We start from the raw sequence: 9,654 nt of genomic DNA, 5'->3' as shown, positions 1-9,654 counted from the left end.
ATGTTGCAGAGGACGATCAGGACAACGACGGCTGCGCCGGCGATCCACATCCAGAAAGAGGGGTGAGACACTGAGGACGACCCCTCCCCCGCGACACCCTCCTCGCCATCATCTTCATCAGGATTCGGCGGCGGGTTAACAATGTTTCCGTCGCCGTTGATAATAGTCGAATGATAGGCTGATCCGAAACTCCGATTGCCTTTTACGGTGTTCTTGCCCGCCCGCCCAGCGGCACCGTCATCGGCCATCTCTCTTACCCTCTCTAAGACGGTTCCGGTTGCCGTACACGACCTGGCTGTTGGTCGCGGATCCGAATGACTGGTCGCCCTTGACTCTATTGACATCCGGGTGACTGCTGACGGCTGAGCGACTCGACGACGCTGGGCTCATCGGACGGACCCAGGTAAGCCAAGTCACCACCAGGGCGACCGCCGCGACCACAAGGCCAGCGATGGCGACCCAGTAGGCACCAACTGTGCGGTCCTGCTTCCACAGCACAGTCCCGAAGATCGCGGCGGCCACAAGGACCGTCAGCGGTCCACTCACGACGGCCACCTTACGTGCCTTGGACATCTGCCCATAGTCACCTACTCCCGCAATGAGCGGTAGCACCCCAGCACCTGCTGCCGGTGACGGTGGCCGAGCAGGGAGTCGTAGGTGTCCTGTGAAGAGCCTCCCCACACATCGCTGGGGTCCATGCGGAACTCACACCTAGCCGGCATGCCGACGGCCGGAGTGACTGACTGCTCGGTGAGGTCGAGGCCAGCACGCCGACACTGCGGTGACCCATGGATCGGCTGTCGTCTTAGACCGCGGTCTGTACTGCCCGGATTAGCGAGTCGTAGGTGTCGCTGGTCCGTGTGAGCGGCACCTTCAGCGTCGTGGCGAACCGGTGCATCTCTTCCTGAACCTGCTCACTGCACTCTTCGCCGTCCACCAAGCGCTCGATCTCCAGAAAGGTGCCGATTCCGTCGACGTCATCCACACACAGCGACATCTTTCCGTGTATCGCCGTGCGGCGTGTCTTGCGGATCCGGACCGTCGGGTAGAAGCCCATCTGTTGGACTGCGGCGTGCATCTGTGCCCGGTCGGCTACCTCGGTCTCGTGTTCGACACACGAGAGTTCGTTGGCGACCGGCGTCTTGACGGTCAGCAAGTGCCGGCCCCGCTCGGTTCGCAGACGGGCGAACGGCACTCCGATCTTGGACTGCCCGTACTCCCAGCCGATCCGCGCGTACGCCTGGTCATCCTGTCTAATCGGGGCCGACAGGACGATGTCCCGCGCTGCGAGCGCGGCCTCTAGCGCGCCGAGGTCCGCAACCTGGTACTTGACCTCTACCTCGCAGGCGGCCATGGCCGTCATCTGCGTCTGGGGTACCTCGATGCCCATAACGGCGTCGCAGCTTACGGCCCGCCCCCATCCGCCTGCGCCACGCCGCGCCGCGCCGAACCAGACAGGCCCGCATCAAGCGGGGGTAGGCGACGGGCGTTGGCTGCTGTGGGCAGGCGATAGCCAACCGGAAGGTGCTCGTGTCGAACACCGTCGGCGCGCACTCTCGACACGGCCCCCACTTGCGAATCCCCGCCGCGACGGCTCATTCGCGCCGGCCCTGGGCGGCGTCCTGTCGTCTCCGGCTTTCACACGCCGGTCTTGACGATGACCGGTGATCGGCAGGTGTCCGGTTGGCGGAGAGAGAGCTTCTGGTCGTCGCCGGGGCCGACGCCGCGTGTCGAAAGTCCTTGTCGGACGTGGTCGACAGGGGTGCGCACCGCGTTACGTGAGCATCGCAGCACGGAACCGGACTGCTCACGTACAACCCAATGGAGGTATCGATGACTCTCCAGCCGGGACGCAACGCGGCCGGCGACGGTCGTGGCGGCCATCGGCGGGTGCTGGTGACCGGTGCCGCGGGCATGCTGGGGTCGGCGGTCCTGGCCGCTCTGGACAGGACCAGCGCCCAGGTGTTCCGCACCGACATCAAGACGGGATGGCTCCACCTCGATGTCCGCGACCGCGACGCCGTTCATCACGTGGTGTCGGTTGTCAGGCCCGATCTGGTCATTCACCTCGCTGCCGAGACGGACTTGGAGGCGTGCGAGGCCGACCCGATGCACAGCTGGTTGACCAATGCCGCGGGCACCGAGCATGTGGCGCGTGCCGCTGCGGCCGTGGGCGCGACGCTGGTGTACGTCAGCACGGCGGGAGTCTTTGATGGCGGCGCTGACCGGCCATATGTCGAGTCCGACGCACCGAGTCCGGTCAATGAGTACGGGCGGTCGAAGCTGCGCGGCGAGGAGCTGGTCACCGAGCTCTGCGAGCGGGCTTTCGTGGTGCGTGCGGGCTGGATGATGGGCGGGGGCCGGCTTGACCACAAGTTCGTCGGCGCCGTCCTGGGACAGCTGCGCGACGGCGCCGACACCGTCTACGCCGTCGGCGACCGGTTCGGCTCGCCCACGTACGCGGCGGATTTCGCGCGTTGCCTGCTGCGGCTGGTGGACACCGACCGGTACGGGCGGTACCACATGGTCGGTGGCGGCGGGCCGAGCCGAGCTGACGTCGCGGCGCACATCCTGCACGAAGTCGGTCTGAGCGACCGGGTGCGGCTGGTGCCGGTCGACTCTGATTACTTCGCCGATCGGTACCCGGTGACCAGGCCGCGTTCGGAGGTACTGCGCAACGCCGCCCTGGAGGAACTGGGGCTCAACGACATGCGCCCGTGGCAGGACGCGCTCAGCCACTACCTGCGGACCGAGTTCACCCCACTCGACCAAACCCCACCCGAAATGGTTCTGCGATGAGCGGCGGCAGGTGGTCTGGGCGGCGGCATCGGGCGCTGCGGCGGGTGTGGTTCTTCCAGCCGCGCACCCAGGCGCAGGCGCACTACAGCAACGCAGCGGGCCGGGAGCAGACCTGGACGCCGTGGTTCGCGTGCTTCCTCGCCCCCGCAGTGCGCGCCGTCGGGCTGGAGCCCCGTCTCATCGACGCCCGCGTCGACGAGCAGTGGCGGATGTCGGTGGCCGCGCTGGGTGAGGGTGACGTGCTGGCGGCGAGCGTGATGACCGGGGCGGCGATCACCGATGCGCTGGAGGCGTCTGAGATGGCGCGCGCTCGTGGCGCCCACGTGGTGTGGGGTGGTCCGCACGTCACACTGTTCCCGGCCGAGACGCTCGCCCAGTCTCCCGCTCACGCGGTCATTCCCGGGTTCGGGTACGCCGGCTTGCTGCTGTACCTGGGCCGTATGACCGGCACGGCACCGCCCTCGGCCGGGTCCGATCCGATCATTCTGACCGAAGCTGACGCACCTGTCCTTGCCGGTCCTGACGTGCTGCGGCGCGCTCATCCGGGCCGTACCCGAGCGGGCTTGATCGTCGCCCCCGACACGACGCCGGACCTGGACGTGGTCACCGACTGGACCCGGTATGTGAACCCGGACGTGGCGATCGCCGGCCGGACGGTCAACTACGTGACCTCGGAGGGCTGCCTGCGGCGGTGCACCTTCTGCAGCGAGCCGCAGACCTCCGGCCACTCCTGGTACCAGCGGGAGATAGACCGGTCGGTGGCCACGATCGGCGACATGCTCGGCCGGGCCGACGCCACCGGGCTGAAGCTGCACGACCCGAACTTCTTCCACGACCAGACACGCTCCGACGCCTTCGCCGACCGCTTCGCCGACCTGGTCGGGTTGCCGTGGGCGGCAAGCCTGCACCCGGCGGACCTACAGGCTATGCCTGACGACCGGCTGCGCCGGCTGGCCGACGCCGGTCTCTGCCGGGTCCTGATCGGTCTGGAGACTCCCGTTCCGGACCTCGTCAGGCTGGCCGGCAAGCGGTACGACCCGGCCGGCATCCCGCTGATGGCACGGCGACTCGCCGGCGCCGAGGTGCGGGGGATGTTCACGTTCATCGTCGGCTGGCCCGGCGCGGACCCGTCGCACTACCGGCAGACGATCGACGCCGCCTTCGCCATCCGTGAGGTGTGGCCCGAGCACCAGTGCAAGATCCATTTTTTGGAGCCGTGGCCCGGGACACCGATCTTCACCCTCCTACGACGTCAGGGTGGCATCACCTATCCGCAGACGCTGCGGGAGTGGGCGCGGATCGACTACTACCAGGCGCAGTACGCCGAGCTGCACGACGCCGCGTACACCGATGTGATCCGACAGGCCAACGCCGAACTCTCTCCCTACGTGGACGCGTGATGACGCCTTCGACTGATCCGAGACCGGCCGAGGAGATCCGCTTCCTGCGCGCCTCGGTCGCCCACCAGTGCAACCTGAGTTGCGTCTACTGCCCGAAAAGCAGCGGGATGGAGAACCACACGCCGGCCCGGTTGCGGGGACCCGGGCACCGCCTCACGACCGCGCAGTACTGCCGCAACCTCGACCACATTGCCGATCCTGGGGTCCTCCGGGGGATCTCGTTCACCGGCGGCGAGCCCACCCTGAACCCGGATCTGCCCGTTCTGGTCGCCCATGCTCGATCGCGATTCGATCGGGTCGAGTTGACCACCAACGGCAGGCATCTCGCCGGGCAGATCGACCGGCTCGCCCCGCACCTGGACGTGATCAAGGTGTCGCTGGACGCTGTCGACTCGGCACTGTCGCACCAGATCATGGGCGGCCGACCCGCGGATCACGAGGTCGCCGTCGCCGCGGTCCGCATGTCGTTGGCGGCCGGCCTCGCCGTCGGGATCAACGTCGTCGCGATGCGCCGCAACCTGGACCAGATCCCGCGGATCGTGCGGCTCGCCCGGACACTGCGCCGCCAGGCCGGCGCGGGAACGTTATACGTCAGTGTTCTTGACCTGTACTACACCGACGAGACCCGCGCCCTGTGGCTCGACGAGTTCGTGCCGATCGACCGCATCGCCGGCCAGTTGCAGGAACGGTTGGGCGGCGGCGAGAGCCAGGACCGTGGCGGTTGCGAGATCAACTGGTGGCAGGACGACGGCGTCCAGATTCGGCTCAAGAGCAGCTACGAGAGCACCTACCGTGCCCAGCGGTGCGACCGCTGCCCGGTGTACTGCCAGGAAGGCTTCTACGGGCTGAAGCACTCCGTCGAGGGATGGGTCACCCCGTGCCCGAGCAGTGCCGAGGCCCTCGGTGTGCATCTTCCGGCCGGGCTCGCGGAGCACGATGCCCAGGCTCGGCTGCGGCCGTTGCTACAGGAGTTGACCTCCACCCGGCGGGTCGAGAACTCGTTCAGCGAATTCCTGCGCCGCCGTGGCCTGGCCGACGCGCACCACCGGGCGACCATCCCGTTGACGCCGGTAACGGCCTCGGAGCGCGACCATGGCTGAACCCCGGACTGGGTCCTTCGGTCCGTCGCCCGCCGCGCTCGCGGCCATCACCCGGGTGCCTGACCTCAGCGCCGCGCCGGATCCGCACTCCGCGAGGCTGTGCGAGGCCCTCGCGCGGCGGTACGCGCTACCGCCCGAGGCGTTCGTCGTCGGCCCGGGCACCGCGAGCCTGCTGCACCACCTGGTCGCCCGGACCGCCGCCTCCGGCGGCGGTGAGACCGTGTATTCCGATCCGTCGTTTCACCTGTACGCCAGTCTCACCCGCGACTACGGGCTGACGGGCCGGGCGGTGCCGCTGCGCGCCTACCGCCATGACCTTGCGGCGCTGACCGGCGCGGTCTGCGACCGGACCCGGATCGTGCTGCTGGACAGCCCGCACAACATCACCGGCACCACCACGTCGTTGCCCGAGGTGATCGCCCTCGCGGAGACGGTGCCCGACGGTGCCGTCGTCGTGCTCGACAACGTCTACGGCGAGTTCCAGAACGACGTAATCGACCGGTGGTTCGGCGAGCTCATCGAGTGTGGAGCTCCGATCGTGGTCTGCCGCAGTTTCTCCAAGGCCCACCGGCTGTTCGGGCTGCGGGTCGGCTACATGATCGGCGCCCCGGCACTGCTGGAGACGCTCGGGCCGATCGTGCTGCGCTACGACGTCGGCACACTCACCCAGGCCGCCGCCGCGGCCAGCCTCGCCGACCACGCCACCGTCGAGGCGAACCGACGCCTCGTCGCTGACGCCCGCCGCCGGCTCGCCGCCGTTCTCACCAACGCCGGAATCGCGTTCGTGCCCAGCGAGTCCGCCTCGATCCTGATCAACGTTGGCCCGGTCGCCAACCAGCTCGCGTACTGGCTGACCGGCGTGGGCTGCAGCCTGCGCAGCCCGTCCACGAGCGGAGTACCGGCGGGCCATATCCAGCTGTTCATCGACAACGCCGACACCCCCGCCCGCGTCGCGCGGGCGCTGTCCGACGTGAGGGAGCCCCACCAGTCATGATCACCGTCAACGTCATCTACACACCCGGCACGGTGCATGCCCTGTCGCGGTTCATTCCGCTGCTGGTCGGCCATACCCCGTGGCGGTATCGGCTGATCGCCAACCACTGCGGCCCCGCGGAGCGACGGCTGCTGCGCTGGCACGCGAAGGGCAGCAGCAGGCTGACCGTGCACCAGCTCCCCACCACCAACGAGGTGATGCCGCTGGGCAAGGCCCTGTGCACCCTGGCCGCCACCTACACCTCCGACGAGGTGTTCGCCTTCGCCGACTCCGACATCGTCGTCACCGGCGACATCGCCCGCGAGTTCGAGCCCCTCCTGAACCGACACGAAGCCGTCTTCTCCGGCGCACCGATCTGGGCCACCGACAGCGACCAGATCCTCACTGACGACCAGACCGAGGTCGCGGGACCCCACCACCGCACCGCCGCCGGCATCGCCCTGGGCAGCTCGTACTTCGGCCTGTACCACCGCACCGCCCTCGACCGGGTCATGCGGGAATGCCGGGTGACCCTCGACAAGTACACCGACCTGACCAGCTGCGACCCGCGGTTCCAGGCGTTCCTGGACAACCTCGGCCTCGCCCGCGCCAGCTACGTGCCGCCGAAGGTGTTGAACCTCGGCTACACCTACCTGGGTCTGCCGATCGTCTACCACGAGTCGCCGCACCTGCATCACATCGGTGGGTACTCCATGGCCACCTACGCCCGCTCGGTGACAGCGACCTCCGCAGGGGACACCCCGACCAGCGCCGCGGAGATCCTCGACTACCGCGAGGAACGACCGCACATGCGCCGCAAAACCGCCGTCTGCGACCGGCTCATCCGCTCGTTCGCCACGATCGACCGCATCGGCCGCACACCCACCGACAGCACCCCGCTGCCCGAGCCGCTGGAGGCACGGGTGCAGTTGATCGAGCGGATCTACGCCAGCCAGCTCGTTGCCCAACCCCGACCGACCTTCGCGGAGACAACCGATCCGGCGACGGCAAGCAGGCGCTGATGAGCATCTCCCGGGCAGACCGGCTCGCCCACCTCTGGGAGGTCAGCGCGCAGCCCTACCACCGTCACACCCGCGAGCACCCCAGCCACCGGCAGATCACCACACTGCTGATCTCCACCCTCACGACGGAGCCGACACGTGTCCTCGACTTCGGCTGCGGACCGGGCAATTCCACCCGAGTACTGCGTCGCCAGTTACCTGACGCGCACCTCGTGGGCCTCGACACCGCCCAGGCAATGATCGATATCGCCGAGCAAGCGACGCCCGCCGAGGCGAAGATCGAATACCGGTGCCAGGACATCACGACCGGCCGCACCGATGAGCCACGTGACCTGATCGTGTGCAGCAACTCCTTCTTCCACATCGATGACAAACAGACCCTGCTCGCCGAACTCGACCGTCTCCTGACAGCCGACGGCACCATCGTCTTCAGCCTCTACGACACCGTGTTCCGGCCCGACACCACGCCGCGATGGCCACTGGAACAGCCCAGTCCCGGCCCGCGTCCCGACCCGCTCATGGATCTCCTCGTCGCCGAGCTACGCCGCCGAGGCCACGACATCACAACCCGGTCCGAAGATCGGCAGATCCTCACCGACGACAGCCTCTCCGCCCTGTTCACCGGTTGCGGGATGGCTGTCCGCTGCGCCGGCACGCTACGGCTCGTCCGCGACACCACCGAACGTGTCTCGTTCCTCCGGATACCCGCCGTCGCGGCCGAGGTCTTCCCCAACATCCCCCACGAGACGGTCGGAGACGCACTCGACGCACTCGACCTGACCTCACCACTGCCACCACGAACCCGCACCGTCTACGCCTTCGCCGCCACTAGGGAACAGCCATGAGCAGCGAAAACGCCATCCGCCACCATGCACGTGGGCGACGTCGTCCCGTTCGCCAGACCCGTATAGTCGGCCCAGTGGCACCCGACACCACCGATGTGATCAAGGAAGCCTGCGGCGTCTTCGGCGTCCACGCCCCAGGCCAGCCCGTCTCCCACCTCACCTACCTCGGCATGTTCGCCCTGCAACACCGAGGCCAGGAATCCGCCGGCATGGCCGTCTCCGACGGCACGAAGATCCTCGTACACAAAGAGATGGGTCTGGTCTCCTCGGTCTTCGACCCCCACCGTCTCCATGCACTGCCGGGACACCTCGCGATCGGGCACACCCGCTACTCCACCACTGGTGCCAGCGAATGGCACAACGCCCAACCCGTCTACCGATCCGCCGGCGACCTCCACTTCGCGCTAGCCCACAACGGCAACCTCGTCAACACCGCCCAACTCGCCCAGGACCACGGCCTCCCCCCAGGTCAGGCCACCAGCGACAGCGACCTCGTCGCCGAACTCCTCGCCGCCGAACTGAACAACGGAACCCCGGCCGGCGTCGACCCGCTCGAACACGCGCTCACCCAGGTACTGCCCCACCTCCGCGGCGCATTCTCGTTCGTGATCATGGACGAAAACCGGCTCATCGGCGTCCGCGACCCCCACGGCTTCCGGCCGCTGATCCTCGGCCGACACCCGCACGGTTGGATCCTCGCCTCAGAGACGCCCGCGCTCGACACCGTCGGCGCGGACACCGTCCGCGAGATCAGCCCCGGCGAAATGGTCATCATCGACAAAGCTGGAGTCCGAAGCACCCAACCTTTCTCTGGCAACGTCAAACCCAGCTTCTGCTCCTTCGAGTTCGTCTACTTCGCCCGGCCCGATGGACGGCTCGGCGGGCAGGGCGTCCACGGCGCCCGGCGGCGGATGGGCATGCACCTGGCCACCCAGGCGCCCGTCGACGCCGACCTCGTCGTTCCCGTACCCGAGTCCGGTATCCCCGGCGCCCAGGGCTACGCGCAGCAATCCGGCATCCCCTACGGCGACGCGTTCGTCAAGAACCGGTACATCGGACGAACCTTCATGGCCCCGACCCAGGAACTACGCGAAAACGCCGTCCGCATGAAACTCAACCCGGTCGCAGAGAACGTCGCCGGCCAACGACTCGTCGTCGTCGAGGACTCCATCGTCCGAGCCACCACCCTGCGCGAGACGCTGAGAATGCTCCGCCGGGCCGACGCCGCCGAGCTGCACCTACGAATCCTGTCCCCGCCCTACCGCTGGCCCTGCTTCTTCGGCATGGACACCAGCGACCGCAGCAAGCTGATCGCCGCCAACCGCACCGTCGAAGAGATCCGCCAATACCTCGACGTCGACTCCCTGGCCTACCTCGAACTAGACCGCATGCTCACCGCCATCGGCAACGACCCCCGTACCTTCTGCACCGCATGCCTGACCGGCGACTACCCCATACCGGTAGATATCAACAACGGCAAGCACGTCCTGGAAGACAGGTGATGGGCACCGAGTT

At 67.8% G+C, this 9,654-nt stretch carries 9 protein-coding genes; 7 read left to right on the top strand and 2 right to left on the bottom strand.

Annotation, left to right across the window (positions count from 1 at the left end):
* A partial coding sequence (locus AB0I71_RS18810) for a hypothetical protein (protein WP_357586213.1) occupies positions 1–248 on the bottom strand: 248 nt, incomplete at its 3' end.
* Between the two features lie 557 nt (positions 249–805).
* Positions 806–1,390, bottom strand: a complete 585-nt coding sequence (locus tag AB0I71_RS18805) for a CYTH domain-containing protein (protein ID WP_357586211.1) — start codon at positions 1,388–1,390, stop codon at positions 806–808.
* A gap of 443 nt (positions 1,391–1,833) precedes the next feature.
* Between AB0I71_RS18805 and AB0I71_RS18800 the strand changes: the two genes are divergently transcribed.
* From AB0I71_RS18800 to purF, 7 genes are all read left to right on the top strand, one after another.
* Positions 1,834–2,799 carry an NAD(P)-dependent oxidoreductase gene (locus AB0I71_RS18800; protein ID WP_357586209.1) on the top strand — a complete coding sequence of 322 codons (966 nt, stop codon included), beginning with the start codon at positions 1,834–1,836 and terminating at the stop codon, positions 2,797–2,799.
* Entirely contained in the window at positions 2,796–4,199 is a 1,404-nt protein-coding gene (locus AB0I71_RS18795; protein WP_357586207.1) for a radical SAM protein, read from the top strand. The genes AB0I71_RS18800 and AB0I71_RS18795 overlap by 4 nt, the downstream gene beginning before the upstream one ends.
* A complete protein-coding gene (locus tag AB0I71_RS18790) occupies positions 4,199–5,299 on the top strand; it encodes a radical SAM protein (protein WP_357586205.1) in 1,101 nt (366 codons plus the stop codon). The genes AB0I71_RS18795 and AB0I71_RS18790 overlap by 1 nt, the downstream gene beginning before the upstream one ends.
* Entirely contained in the window at positions 5,292–6,293 is a 1,002-nt protein-coding gene (locus tag AB0I71_RS18785; RefSeq protein ID WP_357586203.1) for an aminotransferase class I/II-fold pyridoxal phosphate-dependent enzyme, read from the top strand. Before AB0I71_RS18790 ends, AB0I71_RS18785 begins: the two co-directional genes overlap by 8 nt.
* The gene (locus AB0I71_RS18780) at positions 6,290–7,294 is read left to right on the top strand and encodes a hypothetical protein (RefSeq protein ID WP_357586201.1); all 1,005 of its coding nucleotides are present in this window, start codon (positions 6,290–6,292) and stop codon (positions 7,292–7,294) included. The genes AB0I71_RS18785 and AB0I71_RS18780 overlap by 4 nt, the downstream gene beginning before the upstream one ends.
* Entirely contained in the window at positions 7,294–8,139 is an 846-nt protein-coding gene (locus AB0I71_RS18775) for a class I SAM-dependent methyltransferase (RefSeq protein ID WP_357586199.1), read from the top strand. The genes AB0I71_RS18780 and AB0I71_RS18775 overlap by 1 nt, the downstream gene beginning before the upstream one ends.
* Before the next feature lie 74 nt (positions 8,140–8,213).
* Positions 8,214–9,641 carry an amidophosphoribosyltransferase gene (gene purF, locus AB0I71_RS18770; RefSeq protein WP_357586197.1) on the top strand — a complete coding sequence of 476 codons (1,428 nt, stop codon included), beginning with the start codon at positions 8,214–8,216 and terminating at the stop codon, positions 9,639–9,641.
* Positions 9,642–9,654 lie beyond the last annotated feature (13 nt).

It is taken from the genome of Micromonospora sp. NPDC049891 (genome assembly GCF_040660295.1).
Classification (GTDB): domain Bacteria; phylum Actinomycetota; class Actinomycetes; order Mycobacteriales; family Micromonosporaceae; genus Micromonospora.
The sequence above is the reverse complement of the archived record's forward strand: the minus strand, read 5'-3'. Positions and strand labels throughout refer to the sequence as shown.